This is a genomic window from Myxococcales bacterium (assembly GCA_016712525.1).
Taxonomy (GTDB): domain Bacteria; phylum Myxococcota_A; class Polyangia; order Polyangiales; family Polyangiaceae; genus JAAFHV01.
Map to the genome: position 1 here is coordinate 2,224,025 of JADJQX010000001.1, position 23,026 is coordinate 2,247,050.

Sequence of the window (23,026 nt, forward strand, 5' to 3'; positions counted from 1 at the left end):
TCGGGGGTCAGCGGCCTTCGGTCGCGTAGAGAATCGTGCCCGCGCCGAGCCGGAGCGAGCGGCCTCGCCACCGTAGGGTCTTCGCGAAGGGAGCGCTCGCCCACGCCGCGAGCACCAGGGCCTCCTTGACGGGCCAGACCACGAGCGGGATCCACGCGCGACGCCACCCACGAAGCACCACCCACCCACCGACGTCGCGGAGGAGGATCGTCGCGAGCATGATGGCGACCCGGAGGCCCCGGCCCTCGTTCGGGGCGAGGAGCGCCGCCAACGCAGCCAGCACGAACGGGCTCGTCGCTCCCTCGAGCACGAACGTGAGCGGAGAGAGCCGGCACCGCAGCGCGGCCCAGCGGCGTTGGCGCGCGAAGCAGGTGGACGCCGACACGCGCCCCGTGACGTTCGAGATCACCCGAGAGGCGACCGCGACGCGCTTTCCGGCGTGCTCGTACATCTTCCCCAGGACGAAATCCTCGGCGAGCACGTCGGCCACCTTGCGAAGACCGCCCAGCGATTCGAGCTCGACCCGCGAGAAGAGCATCGACTTCCCAATCACGGCCGCGTGCCCGAGCGCCGTCGGGAGGCACGCGGAGGGGGCAGAGGAGCCTACGATTTGTGCGCACTCCACCGCGCCGAAGAGGCCCTCTTCGCCCTCGCACGAGATGAGGCTCGTGACGAGGCCCGCGCCAGATCGCTCCCGCGTCGCGACGAGATCGTCGAGGTAGCCCTCGGGCACGCTCACGTTGCTGTCGCTCACGACCACGAGATCGAACCGCGCGACGGGCAGGAGGCCGAGGAGGTTTCGCACCTTCGGGTTCTTCGCGCCGTCGTCGCCCGTCGCCACGATGCGGCTCGGGACGTGCGGGAACCGCGCTCGAACGCGCTCCGCGAGCGCCCACGCCGGATCGCTCGACGACTCGACGCCAAGCAGGATCTCGAAGGTCGGATAGGCCTGCCGAAAGAGGCTCTCGAGGTTCTGTTCGAGGCTCGGGTCGGCCCCGGCCAGGGGGCGGAGCAGCGAGATCCCCGGGCGTACGCGCGGGGCCCTCGGCTCGTGCCGTACGGTGCTCGCGGTGGAGAGGAGTGCGGCCACGACCCACGCGACCGACGCGACCATGAGCAGCGTGAGGAGCGCGCTCACGAGGACACCCCGCGCGGCTCGCCACGTGTGACGAAGATCTTGGACCAGAGCGGGAGGCAGATCGCGAAGTACACGAGCGAGCCGATCCCGACGCGGAGGAGCGCGTAGGGCACCGGCACGAAGCGCGAGAGCCACGCGAAGAGGAGCACGTTCGCGGCGTAACCTGCGGCCTCGACGACGAGGAACTTCGCGGCCTGCGAGAGCCACGCCCTCGACCGATCGCGAAACGCGTAGAGCTTGTTGCCGAGGAACTGCACCACCACCCCGGTGGCGAGCGCGAGTGGAGCCGCGGTGCGTGGCGCGAGACCTGCGGCCTCGACGGCCGCGACCATCACGAGGAGATCGGTGAGCGTCGCGACGGCGCCGACGAGGGCGCTGCGTGTTACCCGAGGATGTGTCGACGTGGGCATACACGACACGGTGCCAACCACGTGCCACGCGCGAGGTGACGTTTCGACACCGTTTTCGTGGGGAAAGCGACGCTCGTGTGAACGCCAGGGCTCAACTGGTTGAACCACTTTGGGCACGCTTCGAGGGCGTGGACCTGTCGCTTCGTGTGAACCCGGGTTGGCGTGCATCCGATCGGAGTCGTGATGCTCGAAGACCTCAAAACGGCATGGAACCGCCTTTGCTTATCTCCCCGGCATGGACATGGAAGCTTACTCGCGAACGTCGGCATGTGCTGGATGCGGAAACACTCGCCTCGGGACGGTCGAGCAGCGGCGCACCTTCGAGGTAGGGTTCGAAGCTCCCCTCGTCGTCCACATCGAGGCGGCAGGGTGCGAAAGGTGCGGGCGCTTGGCGAAACCCGCGGCCGTGAACCGCGCGGCGACGCTGACCGCGCTGCGACAAGTGGCCACGTCGGGTCGGGTGAACGGCGAGTCGTTCCGCTTCATGCGCACCACGATGGGCCTCCAAGCCAAAGAGGTCGCGCACCTGCTCGGCCTCGGCGTAGGCACGATTTCTCGCTGGGAGAACGACGTACGGGACCTCGACGCCCGCGCGTGGGTGCTCCTCGCGTCGCTCGCGCTCGAGCACGCCGAGGGCCAGTCCGACTCGCGCACGCGCGGCATCCTCGATGCGGTCAAGGCGCAGCCGTCCGTGGCCGCTCTCGTCAGCGTCCGCGTATGATCGATCCTGTCACGTGATGCGGCGTGACCTCACATGATGGACAACGGCCGCGACACGACGCGGAGCGGCAGTCGACACGTGCATCTGCATGGAATTGCAGAAGTGAAATGCAGCGGGAGGGGAGGCCATCGCGGTCTCCCCTCGTCCGTCTCACGACCGCGAGCGCCGACGTTGCCCTCGTGGCTCCGAGCGGCGACGCTGAGCCGGGTATGACCTCGCGCGCTCCTCGTCGGTCTCGGTTCCTCGCCCTCGTGTCGGCCACCGCGATCGGCCTCGCCGCCTGCTCGACCTCGACCGACGGTGCCCCCAAAGCGCCGCTCACGATCGGCGACGGGTGCCAGCCTCTCCTCGGCGGGGAGGCGTGTTTTCTCCCGTACCCGTCCGACTTCGCGCGCCTCCCGGATCCCACGAGCCCGACGGGATTCCGCCTCGGGTACCCGAAGGGCTCCGAGCTCCGCACCTCCGCGGGCGCGGTCGTCGACGTGCACGGTAGCGCGCGCTACGACGGATTTTCCCTCGCTTCGTCGATCGTGGGAGCGCTCCCGGGCGACGAGCTGTCCTCGCGTGGGCTACCGAACGTGAACGGCGATCCGCGCGCGAGCGCCTCGGTCACGTCGGCCACGCTGCTGCTCGATACGAGCACCGGGGCCCTCGTCGAGCACTACACGGATCTGCCCTCGAACCGCGTCGACGCGCTCGAGACGCAGGTGCGCCAGGTCGTCGCGGTGCGCGCGTTCACCAAGCTCCGCCCTCGTACACGGTATGTCGTGGCCTTCCGCGACGTGAGGCTCGCGTCGGGGGACAAGGCGCCCCCGGCCCCTGGCTTCGCCAAGCTGCGCGACCGCACCGCCGAGGAGCCGGCGCTCGTGGCGATCCGTGACCGGTTCGACGCCGAGGTCTTCGCGCCGCTCGAAAAGGCAGGCGTGAATCGCGCCGACCTCCAGCTCGCGTGGGACTTCACGACCGGCACCGACGAGGGGCCGAAGCGCGACATGCTGCGTATTCGAGACCTCACCCTGGCGTACGTCGCCAAGGGGGCGCCGAAGGTGACCATCGTCCGATCCACGCCCCGAACGGGCCCGACGTGGAAGGTCGTCGAGGGTACCTTGGAGGTTCCGCTCTTCACCACGAAGGACGCTTCCGGTGCCCGCTTGTCCCGCGACGCCTCGGGCGCCGTCGTCCAAAACGGGACGACCCAAGTGCCGTTCTCGGTCCACGTGCCGGCCTCCCTCGCCAAGTCGTGCACGAAGGGCCGCGCGATCGCGTACGGGCACGGTTTCTTCGGCACCCAAGAGGAGATGCGCAGCGCGCCCGCGACCGACATCTCGAATCGACTCTCTGCCGTCACGTTCGGTATCGACTGGGCCGGCATGTCGGCGCCCGATCGCGACTGGCTCGCGAAGGTCATCTCCGAGGATCCGTCGGCCGCACCGGACTTCGCCGAGCGCGTTCACCAGGCGATGGCGAGCTGGATGACGCTCACGTCGGCCGTGAAAAATGGCCTCTTCGACGTACCCGAGCTTCGGCGCCCCGAGGCGGGTGAGGGCGCGTGCGAGGGGACCGCGGAGGCCAAAGCTCCCGTGTTCGACGGCGCGCGTATCCACTATTACGGCCCGAGCCTCGGGGCCATCTTGGGGGCGACGCTCGGCGCGCTCGATCCGAACCTGTCGCGGGTCGCGCTCAACGTCACCGGGGCCGGCTTCTCGCACATGATGCCGCGCGCGGCGCCCTTCGGTCCGCTTTTCCTCGTCGTTCACGCCGTCTTCGGAAACTCTCTTGCGGATCAAGCGTACGCGGTGAGCCTCCAAGAGGCCCTCGACGCGATCGATCCCATCTCCTACGCCGAGACCATGCTCGACAAGAAGCTCCCTGGCTCCCCCGAGGATCGTCGCGTCCTTTTGCAGGTGGGCTTGGGCGACTCCGCGGTCCCGCCTCTCGGGGCGTTTTTGCACGCTCGCGCGCTCGGCATCGCGCAGACGTCACCCGCGGCGCTCCCCGTGCACGGTGTGCGCGAGGCCCCCGCCGAGACGCTCACGTCGGCGATGACGCTCTTCGATTTCGGCCTCGGGTCGAACTCCACGGAGCCCGTCCCCAACCCGGCGAACAAGGTGCACGACGTGCTCCGCTCGTCCGAAGAGGCGACCCGCCAGATCGACGCGTTCCTGACCGCCGAGGGAAAGATCGTCCACCCGTGCGCCGGGCCGTGCAAGCTCTCGCTCCCGTGAATGTGCAGAATGCACGCATGTGCCGGCGCGCGGAGAGAGGCCGAGCGCCGGCGCGTGACGCCTGTCAGCGGATGACGATCATGCAGTGATCCTTGAAGCGGATCTCGTAGGTCTTCGCTTTGCCGTCGATCACCGTGCCGACCTTGCCGGCGAACGGGCCCTTGCAGACGCCGAAGGCGTCGAGCTGACCTGCCGCGTCGAACGTGTTGGGCCCTCCGCCCATGCGGAACGTGAAGCCGTTGTCGGGGTTCAGTGAGGTTCCCTTGGCGGTGACCTTCAACGCGCCGTCGGGCTCTTGGGTGATGGTGCACTTTCGCGGGTAGGTGTCGACGCTCTCGCGAAACTCGCACGATCGCGTCCCCGTGGGCCCGCCTTGCGCCTTGCCGATTGGCGGCGGAGGAGGAGGTGCCGGCGGCGGGGCGGGTGTGGCGCTGGCGGCAGGGGCCGAGGGGCAAGCGGGCGGCGGAGGGGGCGGCGGTGGAGGGGGCGGCGGAGGCGGTGCCTCGGGGCACTTGGGGCAGGCCATGGGCGCTTCGGGCGGGGGAGACGCACACGCGCCGAGTGCCACGACGACGAGGGAGGTGAACGAGAGGACGAGGGGCGAGCGAAGGCGCATCGGGCGAGGATACGGCCTCTCCGTCTCACGGGAGAAGCGCCGAACGTGTGCATTATGCATGTGTCGTCGGCCCTAGCGCGCGGGGTCCCACGCCTCGCGGAGCTTCGCGAAGTGCACGAGGTGCATCGTCTTGATTTGGGAGATGTGATCGGCGGCGGTCTGCCCGTCGTACCCCGTGACGAACGCGCGCCCCTCTCCCGCCTCGTAGAGGACGTTCGAGGTCGCGGGGCCTCGCGTGCTCGCGGGAGCTCGCTTCTCGAGCGCGGTCAATCGAAGGAGCTCGCCGGCCGTCTCGGGCATGGACGGGAAGCCCTCGGTGGGGATCGAGGTGTGGGTGAGCACGAAGAGCACCTCGCCACGTTTGGCCCGCTCGACGTACGCGGCGACCGGCTCGAGGCCCTTCGTGTAGAGGGTCTTCTTCTTCGGATCGACGTAGCCCGTGAAGAGCCCGTCCGAGAGCAAGATGGCGTCCGCGTGGGCGCCCGAGCCATTGGCGAGCACGGCGGAGATCGACGCAGCCCCCGCGCTCCACGCCGAGAGCGCTAGCCTCCCTCGTTTGACCTCGGCGAGGGCCGGGGTCTCGTGCACGATCTTCTCGACGCGGTCGAGGAGGTCCGGGAGCGCCGAGGCCGGGTGGAACGCCGTGCCGTACGGGCCCGATTGCACGCCTACGTTGACGCTCACCACCACACACGAGACACGTGCGCGTTCGAGGGCCTCTTCCTGGAGCTTCGGGCCTCCGTGAAAGTGCACGACGGTGTCGTAGGCCCCGTCGACCAGGGAGAGGCGCGCGGGCACGAGGACCTCGGCGGCCCCCGTGTGTTTGCGGTGCTCCGGGTTCTCGGCCGACAGCACCTCGTGAGACGGCCGCGGGGAGAGGCTCGTGTGCGGCGTTGTGGGAGGAGGGGCCTTCGGCGCGCCGCAGCCCACGCCGAGCGCGGCGACGAGCCAGATCGCGGGCCACGCTCGCCGAACCATGCCTCGAGCGTAGCAGGTCGGAGGGGGCGGGCTTCCCGGCGGGTCACGCTCCATCGTGCAAGAGCTGCACGTCGCGTGCGAGGTTGGCTCCTCGTCGCATCTCGTGTGGCCTGGGGCAGAAGCGTTGGCAGCTCCCGCCCACCGTGGCCTCGGATCCGACGTGCACCCAGAAAGACACCTTCGGCTTCGGCTGCACGGGGAGCCCGCTCGGCAGCCTCTACACGAACGTGCTCGGCCTCGCACGCGGCGAGCCCGTGGTCAAAGCGCCCGACACCACCGCGGGCCCCTTCGTCGACCTCGAGCCGAACCTCTATTGGTCGTCCCACGCTGCCGACGATGGCCGTGGGTGCAGCTCGGACGAGGATCTCCCCGCGCGGCTCTTCGGGTGGAGCTTCTCGTTCGGAAATGGGTTTCAGGGTACGACGATGTACGCGAACGAGCTCTACGTGACGGTGGTCCACCCGGGAAAGCACGACCGATAGGGCTCTCGGCGCTCAGGGCAATTTGAACCGCGTGTTCGTCTCGCGGAGGCTCTTCACGAGAGCCGCGGCTTTCTCGGCGGTGATCTGGCCGGCGGCGCGCTGCCTCTCCACGAGAGACTCTTTGGCCTTGATGAGCTCGGTGTACGTGCGCGGCGGATGCCCGAGCGTGCGTACGGCCTCGTCGTGCACGTCGCGGACGTCGCGCGCGATCTCGAGCGCGTTCGTGTAGAGCTTCGGGTCGCGGTAGTGCGTGACGAGAGCCGAGGCCATGAGCCCCGGGCAGGTGCGGCATTTCCCGATGTGCGGAGCGGCTTTGGCCTCGTTGAAGGTCTGGTCTCCGGGGTAGCGCAGCGAGGCCGTGAAGAGCTGCGAGTAGAAGTTCGCGCGGGCCTCGTCGAAGGCGCGCCACTCGTTCGTGTCGTTGGCCCACGCGCTCTCGGTGCGCCCACCCACCGAGAAGCTCGCGCGGAGGTCGTGGGCGAGCACGTCTTGCACGCGGTGCCCCCACTCGTGGAAGAGGGTCTCCATCTCGTCGGGCGAGCCGAGCTTCCAGTTGGCCGGGATGCGGAAGACGCCCGCGTCGTAGCTCGCGGTAGCGACGTCGGCGAGCTCGAAGCGGACGCCCTGCGTGATCCGCGCCGCGACCTCGGGCCCGTACGCTTGCACGAGCATCGCGTGCAGCTTGGCGCGCGCCCGCTCGAGCTGGGTCATGAGGTCCCCCAAGTAGAGCGTGAGGAACACGGTGCCGCCCGGCTTGGGGATCCGGAACGACGTCGTGTCTTGCATGCCCGGTGCGTCGAGGCTCGTCCCCTGCACGCGGTAGTCGCGGCCGACCTTGTCGGGAGGCACGAGCAGATCGAACGCCTTGGTCTCGCGCTCGGCGTCGATCGAGAAGGCCTTGTTCGCGCCGATGGAGAAGACGGCTCGGGCGCGCGCCGGGGCCCACGCGCCGGTCTTCGGATCGCGCATGACCGCGGTCAGGTTCAAGCGGGCCGAGGGGAGCGCCACTGTCGTGCGCTTGGACGTCTCTCCCGGCGCCAACGGGACCTCCCGATCGACGGCGAGTGTGAAGGCGCCCGAGCCGATCGGGAACGCCACGCCTGGCACGCGTGTCGCCTGCGTGACGCTCACGCTCTTCACGACGACCTGCGATTTTGCCTTCGGATCGACGCCGACCTCGAAGAGCGCGTCGCCGCTCGCGTCGGTCGTGCGCTCGAGCGAGGCCCCGCGGCTCGTGACCACGACCTTGGCGCCCACGACCTTGGCCGCCCCGAGCTGCACGGTGACCCCGAGCTTCACCTTCGACGTCGGGCAGTACTTGGGATCACCCGCGCACATGCATGCCGCCATGTTGGGGGCCTTCTGGCAGCGCTTGCACAGCTCCGTCGAGCCCGCGCCGAAGTCGGCGCAGTCGAGCATGTCGTCGGGTGTCTGCGCGTGCGCCGGAACGAGCGCGCCGAGGATCGCCCAGGCGGAGGCGACCGCAGCACGGAGGAGGCGAGGCAGCGACGCGCGGGCCATCCATGCAGGAAATGCATCGCTCGTGCCGCGCTCGAAAATACGGTGGCCCCCGGGGTGGGCGCGCAAGGGCTGCGCACGTGCGCACGCTACCGCTCGTAGAGCACGGTCATCGGCGGGCGGGCCGCGACCCAGGCTTCGACGTGCGTCCACGTAGCTTCGTCCCACGTGGAGGTCCCCACGAAGGTGACGATCCGCTTCACGTCGGGCGTGCGGTCGAGGACCTCGCCGATGGTCTCGAGCTGCGTGAGGTCGCGGACCGTTAGGGCGTGCGTGACGACGTGGGTGGGCTCCGGCGCTGGCGCGGGGCTCGGAGGCTCGGGGAGCGGGTCGATGGTCGCCTCGAAGGCGCATCCGGTCATGAGCGAGACGAGGGTGATGCCAAGGGCGACGGTGAGCGTGCGGAGCTTCATGGGGTTCCTCTCAGCGGGGATGTCACCTCTCTTTGCAGCGGCCATGCCTGCCTGCGGACGTCGAATTCGTTCGTATATTCAATGGTTTGTGGGGGATGGCCATGTGTCGGTACAGGGCCCGCGTGTGTACCGGTGCAGGGCTCGGTACGGCGCACGGAGGGGTGCGTGGGCGCGCGGGTTTGCCTATGCTGCGGGCATGTTCGGCCGGCGAGCGTGGTGGGGCCCGATGCTGATGGTGATGGCGACCTCGGGGTGCGCCTCGGGGCCGTTCGCTCTCGAGGTTCGGCACGCGGGCAAGCTCGATCCCGAGAAAGACGAGCGAGTCGCGGACGAGGCGCAGTCCCTCCCGTGGGATGGCGACTACGAGGACATCCTCGTGACGAACGAGCTGCCGCCCGGCGTCACCCTCGAGAAGGGGGTGCTCTCGGCGGCGAGCGATCGCTTCGTCGTTCTCGGGGACGTGCGGAGCCACATGGATGACACGCGCCAGGTCGCGTTCGCCAAGTCCGTCTTTTGGTACGAGTCGATGCACGAGTCGCACGGGGCGGGGCGCGACGTGTTCTGCAAGGTGCAGACCCCGCTCCGCACGCTCACGCTCGGGATCTTCGCGCTCGTCTCTCCCACGAGCTGGCCGTGTTACGTGCTCTACACGAAGAAGCTGTCGACGAACGCGGCCATCCACCGCGGCGAGCTCCGGCGCGCGGCGCGGGCGATGGGCGGAAACCTCGTGCTTTTGACGGAGCTCGCGGCGGAGCAGCAGTCGTACGTGACTGGCTACGGCGTCCGCACGGGCACGGCGAGCGAGTCGGTGCCGGGGGCGTCGGCGCACGCGTGGATTCTCGTCGACAAGTCGCGAGGGAAGGGCGCACCGGCCCCGACCGTGGCGCCGCCACCACCTTCGCCCTGAGGGCGCGTGCGGCTACCGACGTCCACGACGGGAGGCGTCTGGCGGAGGAGGAGAGATTCGAACTCCCGGTGGGTTGCCCCACGGCGGTTTTCAAAACCGCTGCCTTAGACCACTCGGCCACTCCTCCGGCGAGCCAGCGAACCGGCCGCACACCTACAATTCCACTGGTCGAGGGCCCGTGTCGAGCCCTTCGTTCACCGGGGTCGCTCGCGTGGGGAGGCATGCCGTCGCGGGAGTGGACGCGAGTGTGGGGGGGCGGAGGGGCTTCGGCGGTGCATCGTCGCCGCGCCCGAAGAATCGGCGGGCCTTCAGAACGTGTCGACCACCACGTTGTCGACGAACGTCTTCGCGGTCCCTTGGGCGTTGCCGACGTACGGCGCTCCGAAGCGGAGGTACGCGGACTCGTAGGCCGAACGCGGGAACGAGAGCGGCGGTGAGGTCGAGCCGCCGACGGTGGCGGTGACGTCGACCGAGAAGGTGCCGGGGACGAACGTGAGCGTGACGTTCTGCCACTTTCCGACGGTGAGCGGAACGGCGACGGCTTCGAGGAGGTTGCCGCCGTCGGGTTGGCCTCGGTTCTGCTCGAAGTTCGTTCGATCCGGGTAGTACGCGAGGGCGAAGATGTGGAACGTCGTGTCGGGGGCGCCAGGGACGAGCTCCACGAACATCGGGTCGACCTCGCCGACCATCCCCGTCGTCTCGACGCGCACGTCGAAGGTCACGCGGAAGCGCTGCGCAGGCAACCGGAGCTTCTTCAGCACGTTGCTCCCGTTGCCGCCGCTCGTGCCCGCGCGCACGTTCATTTCGAGCGCGCTCGGCGCCGAGACGGACGTCGTGGAGGTGATGCCGAGCACCCCGCTGTCGCCCGTGAGCTCGTCCCATCGCGTGGAGAGCGGGCCTCGGTCGAAGTCTTCGCAGAAGAGATGTTGGCTCGCGCAGGGGCTGCCCGAGTCGGCGAGGACGAGTGGAGAGTCGAGAGGGGCGTCGGCCCCCGCGTCCACCGGGGTGCTCGTGTCGGCGACGGTGGCCACGTCGGGCGACGCGTCGTCGACTCCTGCGTCCGATGTGAGGGCGGTGAACGGCGCAGAGCAGGCGACGGCGAGCCGCGCGAGGCCACACGCCGCGGCCACGACGAAGAGCAGACCCCTGCCACGACCGAGCGCCCGCATGAGACGAGAATAACCGACGCCGCGGCGGAGGAAGGCCGCTTCGACGCGTCGCTTGCCGAGACGCACGCCGCGTCGGCTGTACGGTGACGGCCTTGGGCTTCGCGTCACGCCCCTGAGCCAGGCGAAAATGCGCCATACTTTCGGCCCCATGGGTGATGCGCCCAAGACCAAGAACGCGCTCGGGTCCGTGCTCGATCGCGAGGCCGTGGCGGGGGTCGTGGGGGCTCACGTGACGATGGGCATCGTCATCCCCTCTGCGTGGGCGGCGGACGGGGCGACCGTGACGGTGGCCCCCAAGAAGCGCCTCGTCTGCGCGCGGTGCGACGGCGGTGGGTGCGATGGATGCGGGAGGAGCGGCGCGGTCGTGCTCTCGGACGACGACGCGGCGCGCGCGTTCACCGTGGTGCTGCCCGCCGGCATGGGGGAGGTCGCGGCGGTGCGCGTGCCGCGGCCGTTCGGAGAAAATAGCCCGATCGGGCTCGCCGTGTGCGTCGTGCGGGTCGGTGACGTCGCGACGGGCTGCGCGCTCGTGTCTCCCGGAGAGGCTCCGAGGGGCGCGCGACCCGCGCTCGTGTGGGCCGCGCCGCTCGTCGCGATCGTGCTGGCGATCGTGGCCGCGCTCGTCGCTTCGGGGAGGTGATCGGGCTTCGTTCTTGGGTTGACTGGAGGCATCGCCGGCGATGCTTTCGGAAGGGCGGAGGCGCGAGAAAAGAAGGCCTCCGGCGCGCGGGACGTTCGCACGGACCTTGCCTCGGCGCTTCGGTGCGTGCACCGTAGTCCGGGTGACGCTCGGTGCCACGGCTGCTTGTCTGCGCGCGCTCGTCGGTGAGGGCGCCCAGCTCACAGGTGGGCTCCGTCTCGTCTACGAGCCGACGTTCCACGAGCCTCTCGTGGTCGTCGTCGGGCGCATGCCGGGGATCGTCGAGCTTCACCTCGTTCCCCGGGAGCTCGTGATGGCGACCTTCTGGCGTGGCCGGCGCCTCGTCGTGCCCGACCCGCTCGAGGTCGAGACGGCTGCGCACCCGTCGGACCTCGCCGAGGTGGGCGCCGAGGCCCTTGCGCCCGTCTTTCGTGCGGCGTCGCGTCTCCCTTCGGACGCGAACGACGCGCCCCGATCGGACACACGCGACGGCATGCGTGTGACCGTCGAGCACGGCGAGCGCGTGCTCGGCGCAGGGTACCCTGTGGGCGAGGGGCCCGAGGCGCACACGGAGACCGCCCGCGCCGTCCTCACGCTGGTGGTCGAGGTCTTCCCTGCGGAGCGCGCTAGCGTCGCGCCGCTCGTGTCGTACCTGCCAGCGTCGGCCCGCGCGACGAGGTAGCTAGCCGATCTCGACGCGGTTTCTCCCGCGGTCCTTGGCCCGGTAGAGCGCGGTGTCCGCGCGCCGAACCACGTCTTCGAAGCTCCCGTCCCGCGGGGTGCGCGCCGCGATCCCGACCGAGACCGTGAGGTCGAGGTGGACGTCCCCCGTGACGAAAGGCTCCTTCGCGACGGCGGTCCGCAGGCGCTCTCCGGCTTCTTCGGCCTTCGAGGCGTCGAGCCCTCGGAACACGACGACGAACTCCTCGCCGCCTTGGCGTGCCGGGAGATCGTCCCTTCTGCACGCGCCGGCCAAGCAGCGCGCCACGTGCTTGAGGGCGAGGTCGCCCGTGTCGTGGCCGTAGCGATCGTTGATGCTCTTGAAGTGATCGATGTCCACGACGGCGACGGCGAGGTCTGCGCTCTCTTCCCATCGGCGTGTCGCCTCGGCGCCCAGCGTGAGGCGGTTCGCGAGGCCGGTGAGGTAGTCGGTCGAGGCTGCGATCTCCCAGTTTCTGCGGATCTTCTCGGAGCACATGAGAGTGAACGCGGTGGTGCCGATCACGGGCAGCATCGCGGCGAAGATCGGGGTCGCGACGTTGAGCGCCGACTTGTCGAGCACCGTCGCCGTGCTCGCGCCCATGATGCCGTAGTAGGTGCCTCGCATCGCCATGAAGGCGAGCACGGACCCGAAGAGCACCGCGAGCACCTTGCGGCTCACGGCGCGCTCTTTGACCCGCTCGCGGATCAGCGTCACGAAGGTGGCCCCCAAGATCGAGACCCACCCCACCGAGGCCACGACGATGCGCAGACGGAGGCTCGGCATCACCGAGGCGAAGAACGCGGTCGGTGGCATCGCGAGCGCGAACGGCAGCGCGACCCAGGGCGAGTCGGGCTTTCCGTAGAAGCGGCGAATGGATCGCCAGTACCCCGTGATGCCCAGCATGAGCACGCCGTTCGCGATCGGGAGCACGACGTTCGGCGCGTGCCCTTGCGCCGTGAGCAACGTCGAGCCGGCCGCGAGGAGCAGCGTGCTGCGTCGCCAATCGAGGGCGCTCGGTCGCAGCGCCTCGGGAAGGTCGGAGTGCACGACCCCGAGGATGGCCCCGTTCAGGAGCGCCATGAGTGTGGCCATGACGAACGACGTGAACGGATCCAAGCGACTCCCTAAAGAAGCGTCAGCGTATCTGGGCGTGTCCGGCCTCGCGACTGCGGCGCGGAGTGGATCCTGGGTGACCGGTCGGTGATCCACCCATGTGGGACACGGTAGGACTCGAACGGGCCAAAATTCCGGCAAATTTGGTGTGTGGGATGACGGCACACACGTTGCAAAACGCAAGGCATGACCACCCCGACCCGGCTCCGCGTCCTCGCCCCTCTCGCTGCTCTCCTCGTGCTCGCGACCGCGGCCTGCTCCGCCGAGTCGGTCGGAGAGGCGGAGGACGTGCCGCTCGATGGTGACGGCAACGTCTCCGAGGACGAGCTCGTCAGCGAGATCCAGCTGAACGGCTCCGGGATGGAGCAGAAGCACATCTCGCTCACGTTCGACGACGGCCCTGGCGGCCGCACGGCGGAGCTCGCCGAGTACCTCGCCACCGAGGGCGTCGTGGGCGCGTTCTTCATCAACGGCAAGAACGTCCCGGGCCGCCAGCAGGTCATCGACACCATCGTCGGCCGCGGCCACACGCTCGCGAACCACACGCAGAACCACGCGCAGATGACGCGCCTCTCGGGCGCGACCCTCATCTCGGCGGTGGCCGATACGGACGCGACCATCAAGGCCGTTCAACCCCGCGGCCCCTTCCTCCTTCGCGCTCCGTACGGCGCGTGGAACGGTCGCGTCGCGGACGAGATCAACCGGTCCGACATGAAGAAGTACGTCGGGAGCATTTTCTGGGACGTGGGCGGCGCGCTCACGTCCACCGCCGCGGCCGACTGGGACTGCTGGGGCCGCGGGGTCACGGTGCAGCGCTGCGCCGACCTCTACCTCCAGGAGATCCGCACGAAGAAGCGCGGCATCGTGCTCATGCACGACGTGCACTCGAAGACCGTCGACATGGTGAAGCTCATGGTCCCCGTGCTGAAGCGCGAGGGCTTCATCTTCGACAAGGTCGAGACCGCCCCGCAGGTGAAACGCGCGATCGACGCGGCGAACGGCGGCGGCACGACGCCCCCTCCGCCCGCGGGCAATTTCCCCAAGGAGTGCCGCGTGACCGGTGAGGTCGTGAACGTCCGCGCGACGCCCGAAGGCCAGATCGTGACCCGCCTCAACGCCGGCACCTCCGTCCGCGCGACGGCCGTGCAGGGCGCCTGGTATGCCGTGAGCTTCACGAAGGACGGGGTCGCCTACGGCACCGCGCAGAAGCCCGCGTTCATGCACACGTCGCTCGTCTCCTGCCCCCTGAGACGTGCGCCCACACGCCCACGACGAGCGGCCCCACGAGGTCGCTCGTCGCGTTTCGAACGTCGCCAGAAGGCGAGCGGGTCGAGCCCTCTGATACCGTTCCATCATGCGCCGAACCGGAGCGTGGCCTCGCCGCGCCGCTTTTTTCGCCGTGACGTTCTCGGCGTGCACCCCGAGCGGCGCCGACGTCCCTCGGACGCTCGAGCCCTCACCGCCAGCCTCGCGCGCCTCGGCGGGCCCTTTGCCCGAGGCGTCCACGATCGACGCCGCGAGCGCGACACGCCCGTCCGACCTCGACGCCTCCGCGACGAACACCGCGGTCGTGTTCCCGCCTCCTCCCGAGGGCGCGACGCGACTGCTATTCCGTGACGTGCTCGTAGGCGCGCTCCCGTATCCGGCTCGACGCACGACGTTCGAGCTCTTCCGCCGAGATCGGATCGCCACGCTCCGCGCGACATTCGAGGTGGCACGTGGCTCTCTCCCTCGCATCGACGCGAGCACCCACGATGCGAAGCTCTGGCAAGAGCCCGTCCGCGTGGCGTGGGAGGGCGAGGTGACCGGCACGGCGCCGATGAAGCTCTCGCTCCGTCGGGTGTTCGGGCCCGAGGGGACGCGCAAGATCCAAGAGCTCCCGTCCATCGTGGAGCTCACCTGCAAGACCGAGTCGGTCCGTGTGCGTCCCGAGCAGGCGAGGCTCGACCGCGGCTCGGCCGGGGGAGGGGGCGTCGGGCGCGGGGTGTGGTCCCCTCGTACCCTGGAGACGGTCCCTGGCGCGCTCGTCTGCATTCATGTGCAAGATACACCGGGTGATCTGCTCATGTGGTTCACGAAGGCGTTCGTCTTCGTGCCCCCACGCGAGGGCACGCACGCGCACCCTGCCGACGGCGTCGAGCACGCGTTCGCCAACGACGACATGGTGCTCCAAGAGGGCGGGCTCCGGTTCTTCCCGCGAGCTACGCCCTAGTGCCCGCGGGCCGAAGGCGCGGGATCAAGGCGTCGCGGTGAGGTGCGTCCGGAGCCAGTCGAGCGTGTAGCCGATCTCGAGCACCTTGTTCTCTCGCTTCTGGGTGCCGTGGCCCTCGTCGGGGAAGACGACCATCTTGGTCGTTTTGCCGCGCTTTTCGAGGGCGTCGTGCATTTGGATCGCCTCGCCCACGGGCACACGCGGATCGTTCGCGCCTTGGATGAGGAGCAGCGGCGCCGAGAGCTTGTCGATGTGGGTGATGGGCGAGAGCTCGACGAGCGCCTCGCGATCCTTCGTGGGATCGCCGTACTCGCTGATGCGGAGCGCGCGGCGGTAGGGCGCGGTGTTCTCGAGGAACGTGAGCAGGTTCGACATGCCCACGTTGGCGACACCGGCGTCGAACGCGCCCGCGAACTTGGTCATCGCCACGAGCGTCGAGTAGCCGCCGTAGCTGCCTCCCATGACGCCGACCTTCGGGGCTTTGCCACCCACGGCGAAGGCCGCGCGCACGTGTTTCGCGGCGTCCTCGATGTCGGTGATCACGCGGAGGCGCTTCGGGCCGTCGTCGGCCGCGAGCCAGGTTTTGCCGTAGCCGTCGCTGCCGCGCACGTTCGGCTCGACCCACACGAAGCCCGCGTCGACGAAGATTTGCCCGTAGGCGCTCATGCCGGGGCGCGATTGCCCCTCGGGGCCGCCATGGAAGTGCACGACCACGGGGCAGGGCGCGGAGGGCTTTTCGCAGGCCGCGGGGCGCCGCACGAACATCGGGATCTTGGTGCCGTCGCGCGCGGTGTAGCTCTCGAGCGACGGTACCGCGAACGTCGACGTGTCGACCTCGGGTGTGCTCGCCGTGACCCACCGGACGAGCTTCTGCGCCTTCCAGTCGAACACGAACGACGTCGTCGGGTGGCGCGCCGCGCTCGCGTTCATGACGACGTACCGCCCGTCCCACGACGAGGCCCCGAAGGTGACGTGGTCTTCTTTTTCTCCCGGTCGCACCGTGACGTTCGGCAGCTTTTTCTCGGCGAACGTGCGCGCGTCGAGCGCGTGTGGGCGGGTGTAACCGTCCTCGTTCGTCGTGTAGGTGAGCACGGTGCGCTTCGCGTCGAGCGCGAAGGTGTCGACGTCGTATTTCACGTCGGGGCTCACGGGGACGAGGTCCTTCGTGTCGAGGGCCTTGCCCTTGGGCGTCACCCGGTAGAGCCGGCGGAAGTCTCCGAGCTTCGGCGTGAGCACGACGAGCTCGCCGGCAGTGCCCGCGTAGGCCGCGCGATACTCTTCTTTTTCGCCCTGTCCGAAGAGGGGCGAGAGCTTCTTGGTGCTCTCGTCGTACTCCCAGTATTCGGCTGTGAGGGCGCCGGTCGCCTTCGAGAGGAGGAGCTTGCGTGAGCCCCCCTCGTCACGAAGATCGTCCATCGACCAGAGCCCCGGCTCGCCGAAGACGATCTCGCGCTTCTCGGTCGCGATCTCGTAGCGGTAGATGCCGTAGGCGTCGGGGCGCTGATCGTTCGCGCGGTAGTAGACGTAGCGCCCGTCCGGCGAGGTGCGCTGGAAGAACGTCTGCACCTTCGCCTTGTGCTGGATCTCCTTGAGCGCTCCTCCCGCGGTCGCGAGCAGGTAGAGGCCGGGGTTCTCCTCGCCCTTGCGGTCGCGCATGACGACCAGCCATTTTCCGTCGGGGGTCACGTCCGAGAGGCGCGTCACGTCCTCTCCGCCGGTGAGCTGCACGGGGAACGTGTCGGGCCCCGTGACCCGCCACACCTGCGGCGTCCCGGTGACGTTCCATGCAAAGTACAATGTTTTCCCGTCGGGGGAGACGCGGCTCCCGACCGGGGCGCGCACGTCGAGCATCGCCTGGATTTTCCGGCTCGTGGCGGCGGGGAGGGGCTTCGGGGCGAAGCGCGCGAGCACCTCGGGGGGCACGCTCTCGGCCCCGAGGCCCGAGTACGACGCCGCGGGCTTCTTCGGCGCCTCTGCGCTCGCCGTCGCGGTGGGCGCCGCGGCGATCGGCTTCGGTGCGCTCGCCGGTGCGGGCACCTTGGGGCCCTCGTCGGGAGGGGTGCAGGCGACGAGGAGTCCGAGCAGGGCGGGGGCGACGGCGCGCTTCATGCCCTCGACGTAGCAGAGGCTCGCCCCGAGGAGGCCGTCGATTTTCGCACGCGTGAGGCTCGCAGCTCCCTGGAAGGGGGAGGGATAGGAACCACGAACTGTGAGCGAGACGAAAGTCGACGGGCTGCTCGGTTCGAGCGGTGCCGCCTCAGAACGTGTACATGGCGCCTCCCTGCACGCCGAACGCACGCCGGGCCGCGCCGAGGGCCTCGTCCGCGCCGAGGAGCTTGTGCCGCGTGAGGAACACGTAGGGCTCGGCGACGAACGAGAGGCCAGGCGCGGGCGAGAGGGCGTAGCCCGCGCGGATGGCGACGTTCTCTTCGATGCCCGGCCCGTTCGCCGAGACGCGCGTGGCCGCCGTGACCTTCCCGTCGCCGCCCGTAGTCGCCGGGGAATATCCTGCCCGCAGGGCGCTCGGGTTCGTCACGGCAGCGAGGCCCGCCGAGACGTGGAGGGCGTGCATCGGGGTGGCGTTCACCTTGGCCGAGACCCACCCACCGACCTCGCCTACGTCGCGCTCCGCCGAGGCCGTGGATAGCGACAAGAGCCCGAGGTTGTTCAGGTTTTGGCCGGCGACGACCTCCGCCTTGAGGCTCAAAGGGCCGAGCGTCGCGTCGACGAAGGCGTTCACGGCGCCCGCGGTGCGTGAGCGGTCCTTCGTGACACCGACCTCCGTGACGATGCCCGACACGCCGGCGTAGAGCCGCCTCTTTTCTTTGTATGCTGCACGCAGTGCGAACGTCGGGACGAGGCCGTACTCCACGACCGAGAGCTGGGTCGCCGTGTTCTGCGTCGGCATTCCGACGGCCGCGGTGAGCTCGAGGTGATCGAGATCGAAGCGGTAGGCGACTTGGTTCCGCATGAAGCCCGTGTTGCCCGCCTGGAAGAGGCCGCCGACCAGATCGAAGGTGTGGCTGTTGAGCGGCGAGAACGTGTCCCACATCTGGCCGAGGGCGAGCCTGTGGCCGGCTCGGGGCTCGTAGGTCACGTAGGCCTGGCGGAGCCGCGGGAAGCCCGCTTGCACGGGCGACGCGAGCTGAAACTGCACGAAGTCGAGCTCGATCTTGGCGCTCACGGTCTTCGTGCCGGCGTCGAGGCCGAAACGCGACTGCGCGAGCTGGAACGAGAACGCGGCGGCGTCGGGGCTCCCGGCGGGGCTCGCGAAGACCGGGTTTTGTGCGGCCGTCGTGGCGACGTGGCTCTGCGCTCCGAACGACTCGACGCCGGTACCGACGACGATGGTCGGCTTCACGATGCCGAACCAGGTGACCTCGACGCCTCCCGGGAGCTTGAGGCCCTTGGGGGTGGTCTCGACGACGGGGCGAGACGGCGGGGGTGCTGGCGGCGGAGGCTCGGGCTCCGGAGCACGGGTGGGCGAAGCTACCCTCTCGGTCGTCGCCGCGAGCGGTGGCTTGGCCTCGACGGGCGTGGGCACGGCGGTGCCCGAGGTCACGGGGGCTTCGGGGGGCACTGGCTTCTCTTCGTCGGCGCGTGCGAGCCCGGGCACGAGCGCGAACGTGAGCACGAGCGCGGTGACCGAAGCGCCGAGAGCCATGCGGCGCTTCACGTCGTCGTACTTGGCGGCGGAGGTCGCGTCGGGGAAGACGAGCGAGCCCACCACGCCACCGAGGAACCCCAGCGGGATCGAGACGATCGCTGGGTTCTTCAGCGGAACGAGCGCGTGGCTCGCCTTGAAGATGTCGACCATGACGGTGGGCGAGAGCGCGATGAGGCCGACGCTCGCGACGAGCCCCACGACGACCGCCATCACGGCGCCGCCCGTCGAGAACTTGCGCCAGAGCATCGAGAGGAGGAGCACCGGCAGGTTCGTCGACGCGGCGACCGCGAACGCGAGCCCCACCATGAAGGCCACGTTTTGCCCCTCGAAGAGCAGGCCGAGCAGCACCGCGGAGACGCCGAGCCCCACCGTCGCGATGCGTGCAACACGCATCTTCTCCGTGTCGGTCGCCTTCCCGTCACGCATCGCCCCACCGTAGAGGTCGTGCGCGAGGGCAGCCGCGCCCGAGAGCGTGAGGCCTGCGACCACGGCCAGGATCGTGGCGAACGCCACCGCCGAGATGAAACCGAGGAACGGGTGACCACCCAGCGCGAACGCGAGGAGTGGCGCCGCCATGTTCCCGCCCTTGTCGACGGCGAGCACGGCCTCGCGGCCCACGACGACGCTCGCTGCGAAGCCGAGCACGAACGTCACGAGGTAGAAGAACCCGATGAACCCCGTGGCGTAGACCACGCTCGTACGCGCCGTTTTGGCGTCTTTCACCGTGTAGAAGCGCATGAGCACGTGGGGCAGGCCCGCCGTCCCGAACATCAGCGCGAGCCCGAGCGACACGGCCTCGAGCGGATTCGAGACGAGCTTGCCGGGAGCGAGCGTGGCGTCGCCGTAGCGTGAGCTCGCCTCGCGGAAGAGCTCGAGCGGCGAGTAGTGGAAGTGCGACAAGCCGAGCACGGCGAGCAGGGTGGCCCCGCCGAGCAACAAGACGGCCTTCACGATCTGCACCCAGGTGGTCGCGATCATGCCGCCGAAGAGCACGTAGACGAGCATCACCACGCCCACGAGGAGGACCGCGCTCGTGTACGAGAGCCCGAACAGCATGGTGATGAGCTTGCCGGCGCCCACCATCTGCGCGATGAGATAGAAACAGACGACCACCAGCGTGCCCGCGGCCGCGGCGGTGCGTACCGGGCGCTCGCGCAGCCGCGCGGCGACCACGTCGGCGAAGGTGAATTTCCCTAGGTTCCGCAGCGGCTCGGCCACGAGGAAGGTGACGATCGGCCAGCCTACGAGCCAGCCGACCGAGTAGATGAGTCCGTCGAACCCGGACGTGGCGACGAGCCCCGCGATGCCGAGGAAGCTCGCCGCGCTCATGTAGTCGCCGGCGAGCGCGAGGCCGTTCTGGAGGCCCGTCACGTTGCCGCCCGCCGTGAAAAACTCGTGGGTCGTCTTCGTCTTGCGGGCGGCCCAGGCGGTGATGCCGAGCGTTATCGCGATGAACACGAGGAAGAACCCGATGGCGACCGGGCTCGGGTGCGCGAGCGGGTTCATGGGCGCACCGCGGCCACCGGGGCGTTCGCGCGCGCGTCTCCCCGAGCCGAGTCACCTTCGCGCGGCGCCGCATCGAGGGGGCCGTGTTTTGCGCGCTCGAGGGCCGCGTCGTAGTACCGGTTGGCCCACACGACGTAGATCGCCGTGAGGCCCCACGCGACGGCGATGACGCCCACGCCGAGGGCCATGCCGAGCGAGAGCCCGGGCACGACCAGCGCGGCGAGCCGGGCCTTCCCGTACGCCACGAGCAAGATGAATCCGAAGTACGTGGTCATCATCACGGCCGTCAGCGCGAGCGCCACGCGCCACCTCGATGCGGCCACCTTTTCGAGCTCGGGTTCCATGAGAGGCTCCTGTCGGGGTGAGAGTGGCTCAGGGGAAGGTCGGGGTGCCGACCGCGAGCAACGCGTCGATGGCGCCGGGGTCGGCCAGCGTGGAGAGATCTCCGAGCTCGTCGACCTGGCCGGCCGCGATCTTCCGGAGCACGCGTCGCATGATCTTTCCGGACCGGGTCTTCGGGAGCGCTGGCACGACCCGGATGACGTCGGGCGACGCGACCGGACCGATCGTGTGCCGGATCTGCTCCTTCAGGGCTCCCGTGAGCTGATCGGCGTCGGCGTAGTCGCTCTCGGCGCCCGTCTTGAGGATGACGTACGCGTAGATTCCTTCGCCCTTGATTTCATGAGGGAATCCGACGACCGCCGCCTCGGCCACCGCGTCGTGAGCGACCAGCGCGCTCTCGAGCTCCGCGGTGCCGAGCCGGTGCCCCGACACGTTGAGCACGTCGTCCACGCGTCCGGTGACGAAGTGGTATCCGTCCGCGTCCCGTCGGCATCCATCGCCCGTGAAGTAGAGGGACGGGAACCTCGAGAAGTACGTCTCGCGGAAGCGGCGGTGGTCTCCGTGGAGCGTGCGAGCCTGGCCCGGCCATGGCCGCGCGACGCAGAGGTTGCCCGAGACCTCGACGCCGCGCTCGGGGAGCAGGCGCCCTTCGTCGTCGACGAGCACGGGGTCGATCCCGAAGAAGGGAAGGGTCGCCGAGCCGGGCTTGCAGGGTGTGCATCCCGGGAGCGGCGTGATGAGGATCCCGCCCGTCTCCGTCTGCCAGAACGTGTCGAGGACGGAGCACCGCCCCTCGCCCACCACGTCGTGGAACCACCGCCACACCTCGGGGTTGATGGGCTCACCGGCCACGGCGAGCGTGCGCAGGCTCTTGCGCGACGAGCCCTTCACCCAGTCGTCGCCTTCGCGCATGAGGGCGCGGAGGGCCGTCGGCGACGTGTAGAGCGACGTCGCGCCCACGTCGTCGATCACCTCCCACAAGCGCCCTGGTGTCGGGTAGGTGGGGACCGGCTCGAAGAGGACGGTGGTCGCGCCGTTCGCCAGCGGCCCGTACACCACGTACGAGTGGCCCGTGATCCAGCCCAGGTCGGCCGTGCACATGTGCACGTCGGAGTCGCGGGCGTCGAACACCGTACGGTACGTGAGGGCTGCGTAGAGCAGGTAGCCTGCCGTCGTGTGGAGCACGCCCTTCGGTTTGCCGGTCGAGCCCGAGGTGTAGAGGACGAAGAGCGGGTCTTCGCTGGCCATCCACTCCGCCGGGCACGTCGAGCGGTGCTTCCCGAGCTCTTCGTCGAGGAACACGTCTCGAACCGGGGCCATCTTCACCTTCGCGCCGGTGCGACGTGCCACGAAGACGCGCTCCACCTGCGCGAGCCCTTCGACAGCCTGGTCCACCGTGGCCTTCAGGGCCGTACGTTTGTTCCCGCGGACGATCTCGTCGGCCGTGACGACGACCTTCGCCCCCGCGTCCAAGATGCGGTCGCGCAGCGCCTCGGCCGAGAACCCGCCGAACACCACCGAGTGCACGGCGCCGATGCGCGCGCACGCGAGCATCGTGACGACGAGGTCGGGCATCATCGGCATGTAGAGCACCACGCGATCGCCCTTCTTCACGCCGCTCGCGAGCAGCGCGTTCGCCATACGCCCGACCCGGTGTTTGAGCTGGCGGTAGGTGACGACCTCCTTCTCTCCCGGCTCGTTCTTCACCCAGACGAGGGCGGCCTTCTCGGGGGTGGCGTGCGCGTGCCGATCCACGCAGTTGGTGGTGACGTTGAGGCGGCCTCCGCCGAACCACGAGAAGTCGATCTCCTCGAGGTCGACGTCGAGCACGCTCGTGGGCTCGTGGAACCACGAGAGGCTCTTGGCCTCGTTCCTCCAGAAGGTCTCGGGCTCGTCGATCGACTGCCGATAGAGGCGCTCGTACTCGGCCATCGACGCGACGCGAGGGGTGGGCTCGGGGAGGGGGTGGGTGCTCGTTGCCGTCATACCCGACTCCTCAGCAACGGGCGCGCCTCGCCTCGGCGGGTGACCATCGTCCCTTTTCTCCGTGTTTTCGCCGCGACGCGCTCGGTCGGCGCGATGTGTCGATGTGGAAGCGAAACACCGCCGTGTTACGGAACGAAACCGCTGCGGTGCGCCATGCCCCGCGCGCGCAGGTGGTGTCCACGTCGGCGGCCGAAGGCGCGGCGGGGGAAAGGGAGGCTTCCTCTGGCCCCCGGAGCACACACCACGCGCGGCAGGGAGGGGCTCGCTTCGGTATAGTCGT

Annotated in this window: 19 protein-coding genes, 1 tRNA gene and 1 pseudogene; 8 read left to right on the forward strand and 13 right to left on the reverse strand. The window is 69.4% G+C overall.

The features are described 5' to 3' along the window. Nucleotides 1-7: 7 nt before the first annotated feature. Together IPK71_09470 and IPK71_09475 are read right to left on the reverse strand one after the other, a co-directional pair. Nucleotides 8-1,138, reverse strand: a complete 1,131-nt coding sequence (locus IPK71_09470) for a glycosyltransferase (GenBank protein MBK8213968.1) — start codon at nt 1,136-1,138, stop codon at nt 8-10. Beyond that, the gene (locus IPK71_09475) at nt 1,135-1,548 is read right to left on the reverse strand and encodes a GtrA family protein (GenBank protein MBK8213969.1); all 414 of its coding nucleotides are present in this window, start codon (nt 1,546-1,548) and stop codon (nt 1,135-1,137) included. Before IPK71_09475 ends, IPK71_09470 begins: the two co-directional genes overlap by 4 nt. A gap of 235 nt (nt 1,549-1,783) precedes the next feature. On the opposite strand from IPK71_09475, the gene IPK71_09480 reads away from it, so the two are divergent. Both IPK71_09480 and IPK71_09485 read left to right on the forward strand, forming a co-directional pair. Further along, nucleotides 1,784-2,269: a type II toxin-antitoxin system MqsA family antitoxin gene (locus IPK71_09480; GenBank protein ID MBK8213970.1), complete on the forward strand. Its 486-nt coding sequence runs from the start codon at nt 1,784-1,786 to the stop codon at nt 2,267-2,269. Between the two features lie 209 nt (nt 2,270-2,478). Further along, nucleotides 2,479-4,494: a hypothetical protein gene (locus IPK71_09485; protein ID MBK8213971.1), complete on the forward strand. Its 2,016-nt coding sequence runs from the start codon at nt 2,479-2,481 to the stop codon at nt 4,492-4,494. Nucleotides 4,495-4,558: 64 nt separating this feature from the next. Here IPK71_09485 and IPK71_09490 read toward each other — a convergent pair whose 3' ends face one another. Together IPK71_09490 and IPK71_09495 are read right to left on the reverse strand one after the other, a co-directional pair. Beyond that, a complete protein-coding gene (locus IPK71_09490) occupies nt 4,559-5,110 on the reverse strand; it encodes a hypothetical protein (protein MBK8213972.1) in 552 nt (183 codons plus the stop codon). A gap of 72 nt (nt 5,111-5,182) precedes the next feature. Further along, entirely contained in the window at nt 5,183-6,088 is a 906-nt protein-coding gene (locus IPK71_09495; protein ID MBK8213973.1) for a hypothetical protein, read from the reverse strand. Nucleotides 6,089-6,171: 83 nt separating this feature from the next. Here IPK71_09495 and IPK71_09500 point away from each other — a divergent pair, with 83 nt between their 5' ends. After that, nucleotides 6,172-6,570, forward strand: a complete 399-nt coding sequence (locus IPK71_09500; protein ID MBK8213974.1) for a hypothetical protein — start codon at nt 6,172-6,174, stop codon at nt 6,568-6,570. A 12-nt stretch (nt 6,571-6,582) separates the two neighbouring features. On the opposite strand, the gene IPK71_09505 is transcribed toward IPK71_09500, so the two are convergent. Both IPK71_09505 and IPK71_09510 read right to left on the reverse strand, forming a co-directional pair. Then, nucleotides 6,583-8,091, reverse strand: coding sequence for a hypothetical protein (locus tag IPK71_09505; GenBank protein MBK8213975.1), 1,509 nt, complete (start codon nt 8,089-8,091; stop codon nt 6,583-6,585). A gap of 86 nt (nt 8,092-8,177) precedes the next feature. After that, complete coding sequence (locus IPK71_09510; protein ID MBK8213976.1) at nt 8,178-8,501, reverse strand: hypothetical protein; 324 nt, start codon at nt 8,499-8,501, stop codon at nt 8,178-8,180. A 196-nt stretch (nt 8,502-8,697) separates the two neighbouring features. On the opposite strand from IPK71_09510, the gene IPK71_09515 reads away from it, so the two are divergent. Then, entirely contained in the window at nt 8,698-9,408 is a 711-nt protein-coding gene (locus tag IPK71_09515) for a hypothetical protein (GenBank protein ID MBK8213977.1), read from the forward strand. Nucleotides 9,409-9,447: 39 nt separating this feature from the next. Here IPK71_09515 and IPK71_09520 read toward each other — a convergent pair. Both IPK71_09520 and IPK71_09525 read right to left on the reverse strand, forming a co-directional pair. Further along, nucleotides 9,448-9,535 (reverse strand) — tRNA-Ser (locus IPK71_09520). 181 nt (nt 9,536-9,716) lie between these two features. After that, nucleotides 9,717-10,577, reverse strand: coding sequence for a hypothetical protein (locus tag IPK71_09525; protein MBK8213978.1), 861 nt, complete (start codon nt 10,575-10,577; stop codon nt 9,717-9,719). A 148-nt stretch (nt 10,578-10,725) separates the two neighbouring features. On the opposite strand from IPK71_09525, the gene IPK71_09530 reads away from it, so the two are divergent. Both IPK71_09530 and IPK71_09535 read left to right on the forward strand, forming a co-directional pair. Then, complete coding sequence (locus IPK71_09530; protein MBK8213979.1) at nt 10,726-11,217, forward strand: hypothetical protein; 492 nt, start codon at nt 10,726-10,728, stop codon at nt 11,215-11,217. 142 nt (nt 11,218-11,359) lie between these two features. Then, on the forward strand, nt 11,360-11,899 hold the full coding sequence (locus tag IPK71_09535) for a hypothetical protein (GenBank protein ID MBK8213980.1): 540 nt from the start codon (nt 11,360-11,362) through the stop codon (nt 11,897-11,899). On the opposite strand, the gene IPK71_09540 is transcribed toward IPK71_09535, so the two are convergent. Then, complete coding sequence (locus IPK71_09540) at nt 11,900-13,036, reverse strand: GGDEF domain-containing protein (GenBank protein MBK8213981.1); 1,137 nt, start codon at nt 13,034-13,036, stop codon at nt 11,900-11,902. 183 nt (nt 13,037-13,219) lie between these two features. On the opposite strand from IPK71_09540, the gene IPK71_09545 reads away from it, so the two are divergent. Next, a complete protein-coding gene (locus IPK71_09545) occupies nt 13,220-14,650 on the forward strand; it encodes a polysaccharide deacetylase family protein (protein ID MBK8213982.1) in 1,431 nt (476 codons plus the stop codon). Continuing rightward, complete coding sequence (locus tag IPK71_09550; protein MBK8213983.1) at nt 14,604-15,245, forward strand: hypothetical protein; 642 nt, start codon at nt 14,604-14,606, stop codon at nt 15,243-15,245. The genes IPK71_09545 and IPK71_09550 overlap by 47 nt, the downstream gene beginning before the upstream one ends. A 24-nt stretch (nt 15,246-15,269) precedes the next feature. On the opposite strand, the gene IPK71_09555 is transcribed toward IPK71_09550, so the two are convergent. The 4 genes and pseudogenes from IPK71_09555 to acs form a co-directional block, all read right to left on the reverse strand. Next, the gene (locus IPK71_09555; protein MBK8213984.1) at nt 15,270-17,096 is read right to left on the reverse strand and encodes a S9 family peptidase; all 1,827 of its coding nucleotides are present in this window, start codon (nt 17,094-17,096) and stop codon (nt 15,270-15,272) included. A gap of 1,801 nt (nt 17,097-18,897) precedes the next feature. Then, a pseudogene (gene actP, locus IPK71_09560) lies at nt 18,898-20,418 on the reverse strand (cation/acetate symporter ActP). Next, nucleotides 20,415-20,762 (reverse strand): DUF485 domain-containing protein, encoded by a 348-nt coding sequence (locus IPK71_09565; GenBank protein ID MBK8213985.1) that lies wholly within the window; start codon nt 20,760-20,762, stop codon nt 20,415-20,417. Before IPK71_09565 ends, actP begins: the two are co-directional and overlap by 4 nt. A 28-nt stretch (nt 20,763-20,790) precedes the next feature. Continuing rightward, nucleotides 20,791-22,746, reverse strand: coding sequence for an acetate--CoA ligase (gene acs / locus IPK71_09570; protein MBK8213986.1), 1,956 nt, complete (start codon nt 22,744-22,746; stop codon nt 20,791-20,793). Between the last annotated feature and the right edge of the window lie 280 nt (nt 22,747-23,026).